Here is a 19,897-nt window from a genome sequence, read left to right as displayed (position 1 = left end):
AATAACTTTCAATCAACTCTTCTTATGTAGGAAAAGCCTGCGTTTTTTAGTAAACGCAGGCTTGCTTCCATTCGTTATTTTTCTTCTTTTGGGCTCAGCATCGTAAGTGCAACTCTTCCCTTATTATGATCTACGCTATCTACCCAAACTGTAACAACATCCCCTACACTTACTATATCAAGTGGATGCTTAACAAACTTGTTGCTCAGCTTAGAAATATGAACTAAGCCATCTTGTTTTACTCCAATATCTACAAACGCTCCAAAATCGACTACATTTCTAACCGTACCTTGTAGTTCCATTCCTGTTTGCAAATCTTCTAGCTTCAATACATCTTTACGTAATAGCGGTGCGGGAAGATCTTCACGTGGATCACGAGATGGACGAACTAATGCATCAATAATATCCTTTAATGTTAATTCTCCCATATTAAGTTCCTGGGCAATCTCCTTTAATGCTACTTTCGTCAAGGCTTCTTTTAACGCTTGCGTGCCAATATCCTGTGACTTAAATCCTAACTTAGATAGGAGTTTTTTCACTTCATCATAATGCTCAGGGTGGATACCTGTTCGATCTAGAGCCTCTTCTCCATCCAAGACGCGCAAGAAGCCAATTGCTTGTTCATATGTTTTTGCTCCTAGACGTGGTATCTTCTTTAATTGCTTACGATTACTAAACTTGCCCTCTTCTTCTCGTTTTTTCACGATATTATTAGCAACCGCTTTGGAAAGGCCAGCGACATATTGTAATAGGGAAGAAGATGCAGTGTTTACATTAACACCTACTTGGTTAACTGCGGTCTCTACGACAAAGTGCAATGATTCAGCTAATTTTTTTTGCGATACATCATGTTGATATTGACCGACACCAACAGATTTCGGGTCAATTTTCACTAACTCAGCAAGTGGATCTTGCAATCTTCTTGCAATTGACACCGCACTTCTCTCTTCTACTTGAAAATCCGGGAATTCTTCTCTAGCAATTTCTGAAGCAGAATAGACACTTGCACCTGCTTCATTCACAATTAAATAAAAGATCTCTTTATTTTGTTTCTTTAGCATTTCTGCAACAAATTGTTCTGTTTCCCTTGATGCTGTTCCGTTCCCGACTGCAACCATTTCTATATTATAGCGGTTAAGAATGCTTTGAAATTTATCTTTTGCTTCTGCCGTTTTTGATACAGGTGGATGTGGATAAATTACACCAATTTCTAATACTTTTCCTGTTTCATCTACTACTGCTAATTTACAGCCTGTCCGATATGCTGGATCTACACCAAGAACCATTTTCCCTTTTAATGGTGGTTGCAATAATAGATTTCTAAGATTTTCTGAGAAAATATGTATTGCCTGTTCTTCAGCCTTTTCTGTTAGCTCATTTCTTATTTCTCTTTCGATAGAAGGCTGAATAAGACGTTTAAAACCATCTTCTAACGCCTCTTTTATAATGCTCGCTGCAGGCGAACGAGTATTTGTTATCCATTTTTCCTCTAAATATTCTATTATCACATCGACAGGAGCAATAATCGCTACTTTTAAGATATCTTCTTTTTCCCCTCTATTTAAAGCTAATGTCCGATGAGGAACAATCTTGTTTACCGGTTCTTCATACTCATAATACATTTCATAAATATTTTTTTCGTCTTTTTCAGCATTTTTAGAGCTAGATTGGATTTTCCCACTAAGCATCGTCTTGTTTCTAATCCATTTTCTGCTCTCTGCGTCATCCGATATGCGCTCTGCCAATATATCCTTCGCTCCATTTATCGCATCTTCGATTGTTAGTACATCTTTTTCTTCAGAAATATATTTACGCGCTTCCTCTTCCAAAGAGTTTTCTTGATTCCTATTTAATAACCATTCTGCAAATGGCTCTAAGCCTTTTTCCTTTGCAATAGTTGCTTTTGTTCGACGCTTTTGCTTATACGGACGATAAAGGTCTTCTACTTCTTGTAACTTGATTGCCTTTGTAATATTCTTGCGAAGTTCTTCTGTCAGTTTTCCTTGTTCCTCAATTAACCGAATAACTTCTTCTTTTCTTTGTGCTAGGTTTTGAATATATGTATAACGATCAATAATATCCTTAATCTGCACCTCATCTAGTGCCCCAGTTTGTTCTTTTCTGTATCTAGCAATAAAAGGGACGGTATTCCCATCTTCTATTAATGTAATAACACTTTTCACCTGTTTCATTGAAACATTCTGTTCTTTTGCAATAATAGATAAATAATCCTGCCCTTTTTGCTGTTCCAAAACCTTCTCCATACGACTCACTATCCTTTCTAATCTCCATCCAACTCACTTGAAACAGTCTTTCCATTTCTCTTACCCACTAAAAGTAATACCTTTTATTTTCACTTACTTCTATTTTATCAAAAGGTCTCATGAAAGCATATTATCAACACATGAATTTACGTTCCCTTCCTTAATTTTGCCGCTCTATCTACTTAAAAACCTACTATTAGACAAAAAGAAAAAGCTTACTTTTTAAAGCAAGCTTCCTAGAATAAAGGTAGAATCATCGTCTGAATTATTATATTTCCCAACAATGTTATCCGCTATGGAGCTAATCGGTAAATATCCTTTTAGCAAGTTTTTAATTCCTTGAATATTAAACCCATCGGAAAAAACAAGAAATTTGGCATGATTCTCAAAAGTAAAACGTTGTGTATGATAATGTTGAGGTCTCCCAGATAAATACCCCGTTACCGGGAGTGGATAGGTTAATTTACCTGAAGGAGAATACAGAAAAAAACGTATATTGCCTACACAGCTATAAACAATGGTCTTAGAAGCATAGTTTATTTTGAAAACACAAACAGCAGCTCCTCTTTTCTTTACTAGAACATCGTTCGATAGTTCCATTAATTCCTCTACTGATTTCGCATGATTTTCTTTTATGATCTCAGTAACTGCAACGGATGCTTCATTTGCGTATTCGCCACTGCCAAGACCATCCGCTAATACACAAACAAAGTAATCATCCGTTGATGTATAAAAAAAGCTATCTCCACAAAGGGTTTTCCCTTTCTTGCTAGTCTGATAGGCGAGTACATGAACATTGTTGTCTTTCAACTCGTTCATAAGATAAACTCCGAATTACTGGATTCTGCCTGTATTGCTTCTTGAAGCTTCTTAATTGCTCTTCTTTGAAGCCTTGAAACATGCATCTGAGAAATCCCAAGTTTTTCTCCAGCTTCCTTCTGACTAAGATTATCCAAATATGTATATTGAATAATGCTTTTTTCTCTCTCCGTTAATACATGCAATACCTTCTCCAGTACTAACTTTTGATTCACTCTTTCAAACCCTTGATCCACATCTCCTACAATATCTAGAAGTGTAACAGTTCCGCCTTCCGAATCCGCTTCAATGGAATGATCAACAGATAACGCTTGATAGCTTCTGCCCATTTCCATTGCTTCTAGCACTTCTTCTTCGGATACCTCTAAATAATCGGCGATTTCATTTACCTTTGGTGAACGTTGTAAATCAGTAGTAAGTTGTTCAACGGTTTTCTTTATTTTAGGGCCAAGTTCTTTAATTCTTCTAGGTACATGAACACTCCACGTTTTATCTCTTAAAAATCGTTTGATTTCTCCAATAACCGTTGGGACAGCAAACGCTTCAAAACTTTTCCCAAAACTTTCATCATATCGATGAATAGCTCCTATTAATCCGATTATCCCAACCTGTGTAATATCTTCATGAAACATTTTTCCTTTAGAATATTTTCGTGCCAGCATTTCTACTAAGTCACGATAATTTATAACAAGCTTTTCTTGTGCCTGCTCGTCTTGTGTGCTCTGAAATTGTTTTATTAATGCATTTACTTCTTCTTTTGGTAAATGGCGATTAGGTTGAGATTGTTTCTGCATCCCTCTCCACCTGCTCTCCTTCGAGGTATTTAGTCATGAAAACAGTTACCCCGTTATTATGGTGAATCTTTACTTCATCCATTAATGTTTCGATCAAGTATAGGCCAAGTCCTCCTTCGCGAAGAAATTCCACTGACTCATCCTGCTCATAAGGGCCCAAATCTTTTGTAGTGGAATGAAAGTCAAAACTCTTTCCATTATCAGCTACAATAACTTCTAAGCGATCATTATATAATCGAAATCCTATTAAAACTTCTCCTGCGTCATTATTCTTGTACGCATGTTGCACAGCATTTGTACATGCTTCGCTTGTCGCTATTTTTAAATCTTCAATTTCATCGTAGCTGAAGCCCATTCTGCTTGCAATTCCAGATAATGTTAAGCGAATAATCCCAACATACTCTGGTTTAGAAGGAATTTTCATTTCGATGTACTCAAAATGACTCATTGGATTCCACCTTCTATCTTACTATTTATGTCTATAATATCTGCCAATCCAGTTATTTCAAACAATCTAATTAAACGGCTTGATAGACCTATTAACTTGAATTCGCCATTGTTTGCACGAACATTCTTAAATATGCCTACAAATACCCCTAAACCAGTACTGTCCATATAGTTAACATCTGACAAATCTATTATCATTTTTATTCCTTCTTGTTCAGAAAAGGAATAAATTCGCTCTCTTAGTTTTGGAGCAGTATACGCATCAATTTCACCAGAAACCTTGACTTCTACATCCAATTCTTTTTCCTTTACATCGATTATGATATTCATCCCGACCCACCTTTACATTATTACGATATTGTCTTATACCCGATCATTTACGATGTTAAACTTCTCTTTTAAAAATAATTAAAGTAAAATCATCACGCAATTGGAAGTCTTGAATCTTTTCTAATTCCTTATAGACATTTTTGACAATATTTTGTGCATCTAAGTGCATATGTTTTCTTATATATCCAAGAAGCGTTTCTTTATCAATAAAGCCTTCCTTCGTTCTACACTCGGTTACTCCATCTGACATTAAAATAATCATATCACCTGGATAAACTTGCTTTTCAAATTGCTGATATTTTGTTTTTTTATCGACGCCTAGTAGTAATCCCTTTGTTTTCAACTCACTAAACTGCTTGGTTTCTGCTTGATAATATAAGCCAGGTTCGTGACCAGCTGACGCATAATGAAATACATGTGACAATACATCATACGCTCCATAAAACATCGTAATGAACATACTGGGATCTACATTTTGCTCTACAACCCTATTTAAGTTTTCTAATACATTACTTGGTTTATTCCTATTTTCAGGGAGACTATCCATCGCATACTTAATCATCGACATGCACATAGCAGCAGGAATTCCTTTTCCAATTACATCCGCAATTGCAATATTAATCACCTGATCATCATCATGAACAAAGTGATAATAATCTCCATTCATCATTTTAGCAGGAACACTGATTGCGCCGATATCTAACCCATCTGCTTTTGGAATATCAGTGCTTAATAATGTTTGCTGAACATTTGCAGCGATCTCCATTTCACTTCTTAATTCTTGTTGAACATGACGAAGGCTTTGATGTTCTCTATAGGCAAATCCATACCCAATCATGACCTCTAAAAGAATATCAAAGGATTTTGTTACATATTCAGGCATCTCTGGGTATAAATCCATAAGAATTGATTTATGTAAACTGATGATATCTTCTGGCGATATTTTTTGTTCAATGGATTTTCTACTAAACTTTTGCCCTTGATAAAGAGCTTGTTCCGATTCATCTTTAATATAGTTCACAAGAAGATCTCGATACTTAGATTCCATCATTTCCCGGAAATCCATTATCTCTCCCCCTATCTTAGCCACTTCACTGCCTGAATTTCTGTCCCCTCACCGATAGAGGTTTTAATATCAAACTCATCCATCAGCCTTTTTACACCTGGTAATCCAGCACCTAACCCGCCGGAGGTAGAAAAACCGTCTTGCATCACTTGTCTAATATCCTTGATTCCAGGACCACTATCTATTGCAATTAGTTTCAAACCTGATTTCCCATTTTCAAACAGCTTTTCAATACAAATCTGTCCTTGTCCAGCATACAAATATATATTTCTTGCTAGTTCACTAATTGCAGTTGTAATACGTGCTTGATCGACGGTACCGAAGCCGAGCTCTTTTGCAATATTTCTGCCTAATTGTCGAGCAGCAACGATGTCCCATTCATTTACGATTTTTACACAGGATTGGTCTCCCATAGGTCAATCCTCCAATTCCTGTTGTAATTTCTCCAAACCTTTTTCTAGATCTAAGGCAGTTAAAACATCGTTTAAACTGATACCTAGTTCTACTAAGGTGATGGCAACAGCAGGTTGAATTCCTGTCAGTACCACCTTAGCCCCCATTAGCTTCGACATACCGATTACATCACCTAACACTTTTGCAATAAATGAATCTATAAAATCAATGGAAGTTAAATCAATAACTACTCCACTTGCACTAGTCTCATGGATTTTATTTAATAAATCCTCTTGAAACTGAAGGGCTGTTTGGTCATCTAACTCCCATTGAATAGATACTAGTAAATAGTCATAAAGTTTTAATATTGGTATTCTTACTCTATTCACCCAAAACCAACCAACTTTCTTTTAATATATTTTTACAAACTTACCAATCCCTTTATAGGGATTTCTCTATATGACAGAAGCAAATGCTAAATATAGACCTTGGTATTTATCTACATCATATAGATTAATACATTTTTTTTATAGATCTCCAGCACATTTCATTTAACCTGTTTACTTGCTCTATAATTATAATTAGCCTTTCTCCATTTTATCATATTAGAGAGACTTTCTATTTTCAAAAACTGATATATTGAAAAACAATCGGTATTTTTGGGCATTATTTTCAGTTGAAAATTGACTGATCCTATATTTATATAGGAGATGACTTTTCTATATTCCCATTCTGATTCTTTTTGAAACCTTTTTATACGAGTTAATAAAATTTTTTGTCACACCATAGAGACAGATGCCTACTTTTTTATTATTAGTGCTTTTAAAATTAAAATAGAAAAAACCTCCATTAAAGATAGGAGGTTCTCAAAGTGTAGACAAACCCCTGAATTTTAGATATAGAGGTTTGTCTATAGTATATTTATTAGTCCCTTTGAATAGGGATGTTGCTCTCCGTTCCAGGGGTTCGCTTTCCGTGGGGCTCGCGCTGAGCCGCTTCGGCCTTTGGCCTGCAGGGTCTCAGCTGTCTCGCTAATCCCACAGGAGTCTCACCCCTTCCACTCCAAGCAACGCATGAAAATTCAATGTAAGTTTCTAAAAATCTTTTTGTCGACAAACTGAGAACCTCCATTAAAAATAGGAGGTTCTTTTACTAACAATATACAGGCTATTTCACATGCAGAACGGTTACTATAAAAAAAAAGCGCTACAAACGAGCGCATTCTATTCTTAAAATTCAATGAGACCTAAACTAATTTGTAGAGCTTCATCGACTTTTTCCATCATTCCCTCATCAAGATGAGTAATTTTGTCCGTTAGCCTCTGTTTATCTATCGTACGAATTTGTTCTAAAAGAATTACTGAATCTCTTTCAAAACCATATCGCTTCGCATCAATTTCCACATGAGTCGGCAATTTAGCCTTTTGAATCTGAGCTGTAATTGCTGCAATAATGACTGTGGGACTGAACCGATTCCCGATGTCGTTTTGAATGACAAGTACAGGACGGACGCCGCCTTGCTCTGAACCAACAACTGGGGATAGGTCTGCAAAATAAACGTCACCACGTTTGACAATCAAAGGATTACCCTCCGCTTACAAGACGTTCTACTGTATGCTCTGCCTCGTATTCTGCGAGAAAGCTTTCTGATGCAATGGATAAATTTAATTTAGCCATTTCCATATATCCTCGTCTCATCGATTCGCGGATATGTCTCTTTTTCCGTTCGCGAAGATACATTTTCGTTGCTTGATAAATAAATTCACTACGATTAACATTTTCTTGCTTAACGAAGCCGTCCAATTCAGTTAACAAATGCTTTGGTAATTTTATCATGATCTCTGTCGTTGCGCTGGATTCAGACACAAACATACACCTCCACCATCACTACACACCATTTTTAGCTCTGCTTTTTTTAATCATACCACTATTCATTGTTTCTGCAAAGTCCATTCAGCAATTCTACTGTATTATCCGCCAAAAATTATCCCTTTTATGCATGAAAGAATGGAAAAAACGAAAAATATTCTCAAAAATAATAGCTGTAATTCCATATTTTTCATATTAGTTATCTCTAAATGGTATCTGTGACCATAATTAATGTATTCATTATTTTCATCATCCATTACTATTTATTTAGTCTAGAGTTAAAATAATGTTTTTTACAATAATCGCCCTAAAATATTTGCATTATACCTCTATCCTTTATATATACAATTAAATTAAAGGATTCATTGTTTCTGTAAAAACACCATTTTGTTTATACACACGAGGGACTCTTGTAGAAATCATACAGGTAACCTCATAATTAATCGTTTCTAATTTAGCAGCAATTTCATTAACAGAAATAATCTCATCTTTTTGTTTCCCAATCAGTGTTATCTCTGTACCTGGTTCTATATAGAAAGGGAGCCTTATCATGCATTGATCCATGCAAATCCTCCCAACAATTGGTACTCTCCTTCCGTCAATAAGAACCTCTTGTCCTTGCAGTTTACGTAACCATCCATCCGCATAGCCGATTGGCAAAGTACCTATCCATTCCTCTTCTTCCGCCTCATACGTTGCACCATAGCTTACTTTATCCCCTTTATTTAACTTTTTCACTTGGACCAATTTTGTGCGCAAGGAAAAAGCTTCTTTTAATAGATAAGGTATATCAGGCTCAATCTCAAGAGATGGTGTCAATCCGTACATCGAAATCCCCAAACGAACAGCATTATATTGTAAATCTGGATGTAAAAGACTGGTCGCACTATTACTGCAATGAATAATTGCTGGCAGCTTTGAAAAGGAAGAAAGTAGCTCCTTAAAGCGTTGAATTTGGTTCTCGAAATAAGAAGAATTTTTTTCATCCGCTGTCGCGAAATGAGTAAAAACTCCCTCCACGACAATATTCGAATGCTTTACCAGTAATTCCTCTACCTGCTGGATCTCCTGCTCCTTTCTTAAACCAATTCTCCCCATGCCCGTATCTAACTTAAAATGGATCGTTAAAGAAGCATCCTTACTTAAAAATTGTTGAGCTTCCTCCAGCCAGTTCACATGATAAACAGTTAAAGTCACCTGATTTTTTATCGCTGTCATAACATCTTTTGGTCTACTTGCGCCCAGTACAAGAATTGGTGCAGTAACACCACTATTTCTTAAACTAATCGCCTCATCTAAAAAAGCTACAGCCAAGCTATCCGCACCAGACTGTAATGCTGTTTTAGCAATTTGCAAAGCTCCATGCCCATATCCATTTGCCTTTACTACCGCTATCAATTTATTTTCAGGATGTAATCTTTTTCTTAACTCACTAACATTAAATGCAATAGCATCAAGATCAATTTCCACCCATGTATCTCGATAAAAAGTATCTTCTTGATTCAAAATCTTCACACGTCCTTCATGAAATAAAAAGCTTGTATTCTAAATTATTCTACTGATTTAACAGCTTGTCAATTCCTATCCTCGACTTTCGCCTGTTGGATCTCCCTTTCCACTCATTTTCCACTGAAGTCAAGTGTCCCAGCGAAAATCAACTCAGAATGTTGAAAAAACAACAAAAAAACAGCCTCTAAAATAGAAGCTGTTAACAAATGCTTATTTTATTGCTTCTCCTTGTACAGAGCGTGCAACTGTAACTAGTTCATCACGAGTTAAATCAGTCGATGCAATAGTATAATCAACGCCTTCAAACGTCCAAGATACTTTAGAATCTGTTACTTCCCCAATGGTAAATCCTAAATCCACGGGATCTCCCTTACTAACAATTGGTCCTGCTGTAGCTGGTGCTACCACTGCTTTTTCTTGAATAATCGTATAGGACTTTTCCCCATCATATGTCAAAATCACACGATTTCCGTTTTCCGAAGCCATTTTTTTCTCTTCTACTAAGCTAACTCCTTCTAACGGTTCTTCCGGATATTTAACAGTAAAGTTTTTATCTTCGACTTCTCCCATAACTGGAATAACCATCTTAGCCGCTGTCATACTTTTTTGTAAATCAAAATCCTTCTTATCAAAGGATACGTCAAATTTCACATTGGAGAATTTAACTGTAACAAGAGCTACTCCCTCTACATCCTTAACCTTTACACTTACAGGCGAAAGATCTTTTTTGCTAAAAGTAATTTCTTGTGTTGGAAGCATTTTGTTATTCTGATAGCGTGTTTTTGTTTCAAACACATAATACTTATCAGTAGCAGAAAATTTCACATCTTTATCTTCTTCAATATCTTTCACTAAAGACTCATAGAGATAAGCCTGACTACTATTTTCTGGCCACTCGCTTTGAAACTTAAAGCTTTTGTTTAAAGCTGGTGTTAAAACATACACGCCTTCTTCATTTTTCAAAATCATTTGGCTCTGATTCTTTGCTGAATTCTTTAGATTTACTCGATAAAAATCTGGGTCTTTATGCCAGACCTCCACTTCGTAAGTTTGTGGCTCTGTTCCCATTTTGAGAGTCATTTCGGCGTCTGCTTTATACCCCTTTGTCTCGACCTTTTCTTTTAAATCAGTCAGAACATCTTCTTTCGATTTTGTTCCACAGGCAGTTAACAAAAGCATGACCGTTAGCCCTACAAATAGCAACCAAATCTTCTTGTTCATTTTTTCAACTCCCCTATTCTCATTTCACGTAGAAAGAGAGAAAAATAAGCAAACAGCATTTCTAGTAAAAAAATCCCTCTTTCTTATTCCTTGGAATTTTCTATTAGAAACTGAAAACCATACTTGTCTCTCCTATTTCTCTATGAATATATGAGACAACCTTCAGGAATATGCTACTTGGAATAATAAGTCTTTTTGTTGGAATTCTATATATTTATCTTCCTTTGGCAAATTTTTATCCATTCTTAAATAAACGGGGATGATATTATTAAATCAAAAGGGCTATTTTCGTAAAGTTTGTTGCTATTACCCGCAACCAGAATACACTTCGCTTTCCTTGAGGCTTGCGCTGAGCCGCGGTCTGCTTCAGCCTGCAGGGTCTCAGACTGTCTCGCTAATCCCCGTGGCGTCTTCGTGTATTCCGGCTGCTCCATTTTTCCAACTAATTCTTTTCTCCTTTTGAAAAAACAACAACCTTTTAGAAAAACAGCCATCAAAAAACAATATATTATACTTTCAAGCTCCTTGTATCTAATTCATATTAATAATTAAAGTTTTCTATTTACCTCAAACAAAAAAATAAGGAAAACGATGAATTCATCTCGTTTCCCTTATTCTTCAATGATGACTTGAGCAAAAGCATACTGCTTACTATGGGTTATAGATAAATGGACGCCTTCAGAAAATGGTTTTAAAATAAAAGGCTTTCCTTGTCCCTCATAACCTATTTCAATATCCAAAAAACTTAAATCTGCTCCAATCCCTGTACCAAGTGCCTTGGCAAATGCCTCTTTCGCCGCAAATCTTCCTGCCAAAAATTCATTTTTGCGATGGCCAGATAGTTGCTGAAATTTTTCCATTTCCTTATCGGTCAGAATTCGATTTGCAAACTTCGGCTGTCTTTGAAGCAAAGTTTCTATCCTTTCTATTTCCGTTATATCAATTCCTGTGCCTTTAATCATAAGACAACTCCTTCTATTCTATTCATTGTGAGCATAATATATTGTATCTTTTCCTATTGTTTGGCTATTATTGTAGAAAGAAGCTATTTAGGAGGTATCAAATACAGTTGTTTACCAGAAGAGAAAGCTTTAAAGAGTATATTACTTATTATCCTATCGTTTCAATGATTTTACTCATTCATCTAATACTATATTTATTAACCAATCTTCCTATTTTTCCGAATAAGTATTTATTAGATACAATGATCGGCGTCAATCTTTATATAGTAGAAGGAGAATGGTGGCGATTAATCACTCCCATTTTCATTCATGGAGGATTTGCCCATCTTCTGTTTAACAGTTTTAGTATTTTCTTATTCGGCCCGGCTCTCGAAAGAATACTAGGCAAATTTAAGTTTCTCCTCATTTATTTAGTTACTGGTATTGCGGCGAATCTTATTACCCTTCTCATTGAACCACTTACTTATGTTCACTTAGGCTCTAGTGGAGCAATATTTGGATTGTTTGGTTATTATATTAGTCTAGTTGTATTTCGAAAAGACATTATTTCACAGAGCAACGCCCAAATTATTACGACGATTGCTGTACTTAGCTTAATTATGACCTTTTTACAGCCAAATATAAATATTGTTGCCCATATCTTTGGATTTCTAGCTGGCCTAATCATTGGAAGTTTATCGGAATCAAAGGGAAAGAACATTATATCCAGTTATAAAGAAGAATGGTACTATTTAAAACAACAGTTTCGCCAAGCAAAAAAACCAGAAGGAAAATCAATTATTATTTGGATCGTAATCTTCGGGCTTGCTATTATTGGTTTTCTTAGTCAGTAATCTCCCTTTCTTCTTACGAAAGAAGGTGGGACACAAGTATTCGATCCAAAGATAAACCCAAACAGTTATACGAATCACTAATGAAAGTTTCGTATAACTGTTTGGGCTTTTTTTATTAAAAAGTATGTTCCCATTTCATGTTTGTTGCTATTATCCGCAACCTATATTTAATACTTAAATTATTGATTATTCGTCTTTACAGGTTATCTGTTTAGTTATTGTCCTAACCTTTTTCTTACCTTAGCGAATACCATTCATACACTTTCTCTACATCCTCTTTTGCAAGATCTGTAACTACACCATTTGCTCCTCCTGCACCAGAAAGCACTATACCTTGAATAGAAGCAAGGTCTCCCTTCCTTTGCCACCATCCCTCTGTGTAATAAAGGGCCTGGATTCGATTGCGCCTCATCATAAAAGTCGTTTTATTAAATTGACGGAAGGATAAGATTAGTTGTTTACCCGAGATATGGTAGCCTGCTGAGCGGTAATTCCAGTACCCCCATGATGGTAAAATGAACAATAACAACAGCGATAATGCTCCCCATCCATGAAAAAAATAGATAAGTGAAACGATAATAGGCAGGGCTATCCAGCTATTTTTTATAATGTATCTCCAAACAGATCGTTTTGGGGGTGGAGTAAGCTGGTCACTGTATTCATATTCAGGAACCATTTCTTTTAATAAATGCGGTAACTGCTTTTTCTTTAATAATGGAATAGCCAACACATTCGCAGCCTCCAGATCATTAAAAGATCCCCCTGCACTAATAATGGAAACACCTACTAATTGGAATGGCTGTCTAAGCATGGCCTCCGTTATTTTAACTGCCTGAATACGTTGCAACGGAATAGTAATCTGCTTTTTCTCAATTAGTCCTCGTGTAATAATTAAATCATCTTTCGTCTTCGATAACGTAAAATTCGCATATTTCAGCAATGTAATCAATAATGAAAACAACCACAGTAGGACAAATAGAACAAAAACAACGATTGAAATTAACGCCAAACCACTTGTTATGAACTGATGAATATGTTCGTATATTTTTTTATATGGAATAATATCTTCAAACTGAGAAATGAAAGCAAAAACCGCCGAAATTATGACTCCTACTCCACCCGACGTAGATGCCAAAATAGCTAATTGCTTATTCGTAATACGGTAGATTTCTTGTTGAACAGGTTCTACTACTTCTACCACTTCTTCTGATCCAATCTGTTCATTCTTCTTTTGAATGATATATCTTTTTAAATCTTGAGCAACCGCTTTAGAAATAGCGGTAAGTTCACCTTCCGCTTCTGTAGTCCCTGCCGTTTCTATCTTCACTTTTACTAATCCGAAAGGTCGATGAAAAATTCCTTCAGTAAAATCAATGCTTTGAATCCGTTCAAAGGGGATATAGCGCTTCTTTTTTACAAATACGCCATACTCAATTCGTAATTCCTTATCAACCACATAAAAAGTGAAATAATTCCAAGATAAAAATCCACTAATGAGTATGACTAACAGTAAGACGGATGCCCCTAAAATTGTATATAATCCCCACTCAGAAGGTTTTCCTCCAAGTACAATAATTCCTATAAACGGGAAAATAAATTCTCTTAACCGCTTTAAGATGTCGTAGATTATGGAAACTGGATGAAGTCTGCTTTGCTTAAACATCCTCTTCCGCCACCTTCGTTTTACTAGAAATATAATGTCTTATTTCCTCTGCTTCCTCCACTTCAAGGACAGGAATCTCATGTATCGTGGCTGCGGTTGAAATAGAAACCGTTGCAAGCTCGTACTTTTTTAATAACGGTCCTTGCTTCATATCTACGTGCTGCACTCTAATCATCGGGATGAGTGTTCGCTTTATTACGATAACACCTTGCTGAATTTCAATCTCATCTCCTCTTACTTCATACCTCCACCTTTTCCACTTTAACGGTGGCAAGATACCAATCGTTAGAGCAACATGAAAAAGCAGATAGATGATCGTCCCTATACTGACAAGTATGTGCCAATCAAAAAGAATAGCGAGTGTAATTAAAGCTCCACCAATAACCATCATGATAAGAGAAGAGATTAATCCAGTTAAGCGCCATACGGTTATTCCTTTTTTCGATAATCTGTTTTGAGGTATCGTTACCAATTAGATTTCCCCTTTTTTTGAATTTTTGTATGTACCTATTAACTATATACGAAAAATGTATAAGGTGGTTTCAAATTTTTCGATGCTTTCTGTTATTAAAATAAAAAAGAAAACTTCCATCAGTAAGGGTTAGTTGCATTTATCAGACCTTTAATGGCAGTTATTTTCCTCTCCCTGTCTCAGCTGTAGGGATCAAGAGTGGAATAAATGAAAACCTCCATGAGGCATTTCTCATGGAGGTTTTGTGTACAAAACTTAACGGTAAGACTTTGATTTATTGTAACTATTACTTGATTGCCCTTGGCGTTTATTGCTGCCATATCCTTGACGCTGACGTGGATTATAGTTTTTGCGACCACCACGATCATTATTTTTATCATATGGTCTACGATCGCGTTTCGATGGTAATGGCTTTTCTTCTGTTAGTTGAACCGGAGTTGTATCTGGTTCTTTTGTAAGCATTTTTAGGACTGCTGCTACAATGGTAGAAGCGTCTTTTTGCTCAAGCAGTTCATCTGCAACATTTCGATAAGAATCCAAATTATTTTCATCCACAATTTGCGATATTTTTTCAATCACAGCTTTTTGCTGCCCTTCGATAGCTTGATCCACTGTTGGCGGAATCATCTTTTCCATTTTTCTCTTCGTTGTTTTTTCCACAACTTGTAGATAAGATCTTTCACGATACGTAATGAATGTGATCGCTACTCCTTCTTTTCCAGCGCGGCCAGTACGTCCAATACGGTGTACATAACTTTCTGGATCTTGAGGAATATCAAAATTATATACATGCGTTACGCCAGAAATATCAAGACCACGTGCAGCTACATCTGTTGCAACTAATACATCAATAGTTCCTTCTTTGAACTTACGAAGAACAGACATACGTTTCGCTTGACTTAAATCTCCATGAATTCCTTCTGCTGTATAGCCACGTAGATTTAATGCTTCAGAAAGCTCATCAACACGACGTTTTGTACGACCAAAAATAATTGCTAGTTCTGGAGATTGAATATCCAATAATCTTGTTAGAATATCAAATTTCGTTTTCTCCTGTGTTTCAATATAATACTGTTCAATTAATGGTACTGTCATTTCCTTCGCTTTCACTTTTACCACTTCAGGATCCTTCATGAAGCGCTCAGCCATTTTTCTAATAGGTGCTGGCATTGTAGCTGAGAATAATAACGTTTGTCTTTCAGCTGGAATTTTTGAAAGGATTGATTCAATATCATCAATGAATCCCATATTCAGCATTTCATCTGCTTCATCTAAGATAACTGTTTGAACACTATCTAAACGAAGCGTTTTGCGATTAATATGATCCAAAATACGTCCAGGAGTACCAACTATAATATGAGGATTTTTTTTCAATGCGCGGATTTGACGGTTTATATCCTGTCCTCCGAAAATAGATAAAACTCTTGTACGTTTTCCATAACCGATTTTGTATAGTTCTTCTGAAACCTGAATTGCTAGTTCTCGCGTCGGAGCAATTATAATCCCTTGAATTACTTCGTTCGCTACATCAATTTTATCAACTAAAGGCACTCCAAAAGCAGCTGTTTTCCCTGTTCCTGTTTGTGCTTGACCAATTAAGTCTTTATTTTGAAGGCTTAATGGAATAGTTTCTGCCTGAATAGGTGTGGCTTCTTCAAATCCCATTCTCTTTAATGATTTCATTGTTGCAGGACTAATACCTAAATCTTGAAACTTTACCAATATATCCAATCTCCTTCTAGTCATTAAAAATATCCTTAAGCAGATGGATTAACTCCATCATGCCAACCATTCGTATGTACCTCATTTTTCTAAATGAAACATATTAAAATGGCATATCGTATTCATCACATTATGCCTTTCCCCATACAATTAAAAAGAAACGATTGTCGTTATTATATAAATGATGAAAGTTATTGTTGGTTTCAATAGCCTTACAACCTTTATCAGGAGAATGATGAGGGTATATGCAAATATTTAATTCTTATTAGTTATGAGATACTATTCAACCGAGTTATAAATAGGAGGAAATTTCAAATGACTTCTATTTATTTTAATTTTAATAGCTCTGTTACCAATTTGTGATTATGTCTATTTCTCCTATATGAGAATCTTCAAAATTCACGTTCGAAAAAAACATGATCATTTCACGGAGCTTTAAACAAAATTAGCTAAGTAAGAAAAGTTAGCCAAATACAAAGAAATAATTATTATATCGTCCGTTTTAAAAGAAAAAATCAGATACCTTAAATAATTTTTATTAAAAATCATTTCTCTCTATTTGACCAATTTATCGTTTACAAAGATTGTTTTTCTTCCCTAACATTATGCCCCAAATGTTAAGTTTGTCACCCTACTTTTTAAAATAATCTTATCACTAAGAAATACGCTTTGCAATAAATTGGGTATCCGAAAATCTAGGTTTTATGCATGTTTTCCCTATTTTTATAATGTAAACGCTTTATGACAAAAAGAACGTTGCAAAGTCTTTTTTGCCATAGTCATTTTGGCATAAAGCGAAACTTCCATCAGTGGGGGTTTTCCTTCCTCCCCCACTGATAGTTAGTTGAACCACCAATCGGACCTTTATGGACAGTTGATCTCCCACCTATCTTCCTCGTATTCTCATAAGCTTGAGGGGGAGCCTTACTGTCCGTTAAGAGTGGGATAAAGCATCTTTCGTTTTTGCTGTTTCCTTTTAGAAAAAAGTTATAACTAAGTTTACAGACGTTGCCAATTTTACTCTTTCCAATCGAGCCTATTTCTATACGCCCGTTTTTTTGTGGTTACTTTTAACTTATGAAGTTTCTTCGAGGAATGTTATTATTTCTTGAAATAACGTTTCTCTTTTCTCACAATGACAAATTAAGTGCTTAGATTCCTCTACACATATCATCTTCTTATTTTCAGCACGAATAGTATTATATATATAGCTTGCACTTTTTAATGGTACGATGCCATCTTTCTCTCCTTGGGCTATTAATGTTGGTACGTGGATATTAGCTAATAATGGTTTCACATATTGGACGAGTTTTCTAAACTGGATTGTTGCGGCTAACGGGGTACTTTTTATTTTGTTCATATAGCGATTATATTGCTCATTTTCTCTAATTCTTCCTTTAAAAAAATCAGCACAGATTATTCTTATGTCCTGATGAAGCTGAGCAAAATTCACATAGTAGGCTGCTGCACTCAGCAAAATCAATTTTTTTATGGGATATTTTGTAGCTAAATAACTTGCTATTAATCCACCCATGGAAAAACCGACAACATACACGATTTCATGTCTCTTTAATAAATCCTTTAATACTTCTTCTGCATGCTGAATCCACTCATTATACATAATCCCCTTTAAGCTTAATTCACTGCCATGACCAGGAAGAGTTGGAATAGCACATTCCCAATTCGTATGTTTCTGAATATATTCAGCCAGTGGTTCCACCTCCATCGGAGAACCTGTAAATCCATGTATACATAAACAAGCTGTCATTTTATCTCTCCTCCTATTAGAGACATTTTACACTTTAATAGTATTTTTATCCATTATTTCTTTTTTTCACCTTATAAAGAAAATTCAATCAGTGCGGGTTATTCCTCTTCCCCCAACTGATGTTTAGTTACACTTAACACCTAGTCCTCGTTTTTCTGCAACTTACAGTCGGGTCTTATTACCTGTTAAGAGTGGGACAAATGATGTCCGTTAATTTCCAATCGGTCACTTGGCTTCTGAAAGAATTTACTTTTTACTCCAGAAAAAAAGCCAAACCTATAAAGAGAACGTTTTGCGCGTATCTGATAAGGCTTAGCTTTTTCTATTATTGGATAGCCTTAACTATTTCCTCTAACTTCATTCCTCTAGAGGCTTTAACTAAAACTACTGTCTCCTCATTTAGATAAGAGACTAATTTATCTATTAACGGTTCTTTTTCAAAAAAAGCAAATACTCGATCTGCTGGAAGGACTGTTTTTGCACCTTCTGCAATGAAACTACCCAGCTTTCCATATGTTAAAACGTAATCGACATCTTCGAGACGTTCTCCCATTTGGTAATGAAAAGATTCTTCTTTATCGCCTAACTCTAGCATATCACCAAGTACTGCAATTTTTTGGTCGTAGCCTGGCAGCTTCTTTAATACATCAATAGCTGCAAGCATAGAAGTAGGGCTGGCATTATAAGCATCATTAATAATTTTCACACCAGATTTTCCTTCAACTAACTCCATGCGCATATTTGTAAGTTTTAGCGATTGAAGTCCTTTATTCATTTCTTCATAAGGAATATCAAAATACTCTGCTACTAGCATTGCCGCTAACGCATTTAAAATATTATGATTTCCTAAAACAGGCAATTGGAATGGAGCGGCTATTTTATTAATATGAAAAGCACTGCCATTTTCTAGCGCATTGATTTCAAGCGGATATAAATCATTAGCATGATCCATTCCAAAAGTTTTTGTATCAACCTTACTATTTTTCATACGACTTGATAAAAGTAGTTCATCTCCAAAGTAAATAAATCTTCCTTTATCCTTCAATCCATTTAAAATTTCTAACTTTGCCTCTGCGATGCCTTCTCTTGAACCTAAATCCTGCATATGAGATTCACCGATATTCGTAATAACAGCAATATCCGGTTCTGCTAGCCGGCTCAAAAAGTCAATTTCTCCCCGGCCACTCATTCCCATTTCTAGCACCGCAATATCCGTATCCTCTTCTAAACCTAGAACAGTTAAAGGAAGACCAAGATGATTATTATAATTACCTTCTGTTTTTTGCACTTTATATTTTAAGGAAAGAAGACTTGTTGTTATATCCTTTGTAGAAGTTTTTCCATTACTCCCTGTTATCCCAACTACCTTAACATTCAGTTGGCGAAGATAGCTTTTAGCAAGAGCTTGAATAGCCTTTAATGAATCGTCAACAAAGATAAGTGGTAGATTCTCTGGTGGATTAGGAACATCCTTTTGCCAAAATGCTGCAGCGGCACCTTGTTTTATTGCATCTGCCACATATTGATGTCCGTCCGTTCTTTCGCCTTTAAATGGGATAAATAATTGCCCTGCTTCTATTTTTCTCGAATCAATCGTAATCCCATTAATTTGAACATTCGCATATTGCTCGAACGTTTCTACACTACCTGCCATTGTAGCAATTTCTGCATATGTACGTTTAATCAAAAAAATACCTCCTTTTTTCACAGTTATACATCATTAGAGGAGCAAATCTCCGTTTCATGGAACAAAAGAAGAGGCTAT

Annotated in this window: 19 protein-coding genes; 1 reads left to right on the top strand and 18 read right to left on the bottom strand. The window is 35.7% G+C overall.

Going from position 1 to position 19,897, the window contains the following annotated elements; all coding sequences use genetic code 11:
* Positions 1–74: 74 nt before the first annotated feature.
* From HHU08_RS02545 to acpS, 13 genes are all read right to left on the bottom strand, one after another.
* Positions 75–2,264, bottom strand: coding sequence for a Tex family protein (locus HHU08_RS02545; protein WP_101729027.1), 2,190 nt, complete (start codon positions 2,262–2,264; stop codon positions 75–77).
* A 222-nt stretch (positions 2,265–2,486) separates the two neighbouring features.
* Positions 2,487–3,083 carry a PP2C family serine/threonine-protein phosphatase gene (locus tag HHU08_RS02540; RefSeq protein ID WP_016201238.1) on the bottom strand — a complete coding sequence of 199 codons (597 nt, stop codon included), beginning with the start codon at positions 3,081–3,083 and terminating at the stop codon, positions 2,487–2,489.
* On the bottom strand, positions 3,080–3,877 hold the full coding sequence (sigB, locus tag HHU08_RS02535) for an RNA polymerase sigma factor SigB (protein ID WP_016201239.1): 798 nt from the start codon (positions 3,875–3,877) through the stop codon (positions 3,080–3,082). The genes HHU08_RS02540 and sigB overlap by 4 nt, the downstream gene beginning before the upstream one ends.
* A complete protein-coding gene (gene rsbW, locus HHU08_RS02530; protein WP_016201240.1) occupies positions 3,855–4,325 on the bottom strand; it encodes an anti-sigma B factor RsbW in 471 nt (156 codons plus the stop codon). Before rsbW ends, sigB begins: the two co-directional genes overlap by 23 nt.
* Entirely contained in the window at positions 4,322–4,654 is a 333-nt protein-coding gene (locus HHU08_RS02525; protein WP_016201241.1) for an anti-sigma factor antagonist, read from the bottom strand. Before HHU08_RS02525 ends, rsbW begins: the two co-directional genes overlap by 4 nt.
* A gap of 55 nt (positions 4,655–4,709) precedes the next feature.
* Positions 4,710–5,720, bottom strand: a complete 1,011-nt coding sequence (locus HHU08_RS02520; RefSeq protein WP_016201242.1) for a PP2C family protein-serine/threonine phosphatase — start codon at positions 5,718–5,720, stop codon at positions 4,710–4,712.
* Positions 5,721–5,731: 11 nt separating this feature from the next.
* Entirely contained in the window at positions 5,732–6,133 is a 402-nt protein-coding gene (locus tag HHU08_RS02515; protein WP_016201243.1) for an anti-sigma regulatory factor, read from the bottom strand.
* A 3-nt stretch (positions 6,134–6,136) separates the two neighbouring features.
* The gene (locus HHU08_RS02510) at positions 6,137–6,502 is read right to left on the bottom strand and encodes an STAS domain-containing protein (RefSeq protein ID WP_016201244.1); all 366 of its coding nucleotides are present in this window, start codon (positions 6,500–6,502) and stop codon (positions 6,137–6,139) included.
* Positions 6,503–7,342: 840 nt separating this feature from the next.
* On the bottom strand, positions 7,343–7,693 hold the full coding sequence (gene ndoA / locus HHU08_RS02505) for a type II toxin-antitoxin system endoribonuclease NdoA (RefSeq protein ID WP_169187740.1): 351 nt from the start codon (positions 7,691–7,693) through the stop codon (positions 7,343–7,345).
* Positions 7,694–7,697: 4 nt separating this feature from the next.
* Positions 7,698–7,979 carry a CopG family ribbon-helix-helix protein gene (locus HHU08_RS02500; RefSeq protein ID WP_016201247.1) on the bottom strand — a complete coding sequence of 94 codons (282 nt, stop codon included), beginning with the start codon at positions 7,977–7,979 and terminating at the stop codon, positions 7,698–7,700.
* A gap of 351 nt (positions 7,980–8,330) precedes the next feature.
* On the bottom strand, positions 8,331–9,488 hold the full coding sequence (gene alr, locus HHU08_RS02495) for an alanine racemase (protein ID WP_169187739.1): 1,158 nt from the start codon (positions 9,486–9,488) through the stop codon (positions 8,331–8,333).
* 213 nt (positions 9,489–9,701) lie between these two features.
* Positions 9,702–10,712: a LolA family protein gene (locus HHU08_RS02490; protein ID WP_016201249.1), complete on the bottom strand. Its 1,011-nt coding sequence runs from the start codon at positions 10,710–10,712 to the stop codon at positions 9,702–9,704.
* Positions 10,713–11,323: 611 nt separating this feature from the next.
* Positions 11,324–11,674, bottom strand: coding sequence for a holo-ACP synthase (gene acpS / locus HHU08_RS02485; RefSeq protein WP_016201251.1), 351 nt, complete (start codon positions 11,672–11,674; stop codon positions 11,324–11,326).
* A gap of 107 nt (positions 11,675–11,781) precedes the next feature.
* Here acpS and HHU08_RS02480 point away from each other — a divergent pair, with 107 nt between their 5' ends.
* A complete protein-coding gene (locus HHU08_RS02480; RefSeq protein ID WP_016201252.1) occupies positions 11,782–12,507 on the top strand; it encodes a rhomboid family intramembrane serine protease in 726 nt (241 codons plus the stop codon).
* A 235-nt stretch (positions 12,508–12,742) separates the two neighbouring features.
* On the opposite strand, the gene HHU08_RS02475 is transcribed toward HHU08_RS02480, so the two are convergent.
* The 5 genes from HHU08_RS02475 to HHU08_RS02455 form a co-directional block, all read right to left on the bottom strand.
* Positions 12,743–14,170, bottom strand: a complete 1,428-nt coding sequence (locus HHU08_RS02475; protein ID WP_169187738.1) for a PH domain-containing protein — start codon at positions 14,168–14,170, stop codon at positions 12,743–12,745.
* Positions 14,163–14,642 carry a PH domain-containing protein gene (locus tag HHU08_RS02470; RefSeq protein WP_016201254.1) on the bottom strand — a complete coding sequence of 160 codons (480 nt, stop codon included), beginning with the start codon at positions 14,640–14,642 and terminating at the stop codon, positions 14,163–14,165. The genes HHU08_RS02475 and HHU08_RS02470 overlap by 8 nt, the downstream gene beginning before the upstream one ends.
* A gap of 255 nt (positions 14,643–14,897) precedes the next feature.
* On the bottom strand, positions 14,898–16,367 hold the full coding sequence (locus tag HHU08_RS02465; protein ID WP_407939855.1) for a DEAD/DEAH box helicase: 1,470 nt from the start codon (positions 16,365–16,367) through the stop codon (positions 14,898–14,900).
* A gap of 1,072 nt (positions 16,368–17,439) precedes the next feature.
* Positions 17,440–18,132 (bottom strand): alpha/beta hydrolase, encoded by a 693-nt coding sequence (locus HHU08_RS02460; protein WP_169187736.1) that lies wholly within the window; start codon positions 18,130–18,132, stop codon positions 17,440–17,442.
* Between the two features lie 325 nt (positions 18,133–18,457).
* Positions 18,458–19,819, bottom strand: a complete 1,362-nt coding sequence (locus tag HHU08_RS02455) for a UDP-N-acetylmuramoyl-tripeptide--D-alanyl-D-alanine ligase (RefSeq protein ID WP_101729031.1) — start codon at positions 19,817–19,819, stop codon at positions 18,458–18,460.
* Positions 19,820–19,897: the final 78 nt, after the last annotated feature.

This window comes from Niallia alba (assembly GCF_012933555.1).
In the GTDB taxonomy this organism is placed as follows: Bacteria; Bacillota; Bacilli; order Bacillales; family Cytobacillaceae; genus Niallia; species Niallia alba.
The sequence above is the reverse complement of the archived record's forward strand: the minus strand, read 5'-3'. Positions and strand labels throughout refer to the sequence as shown.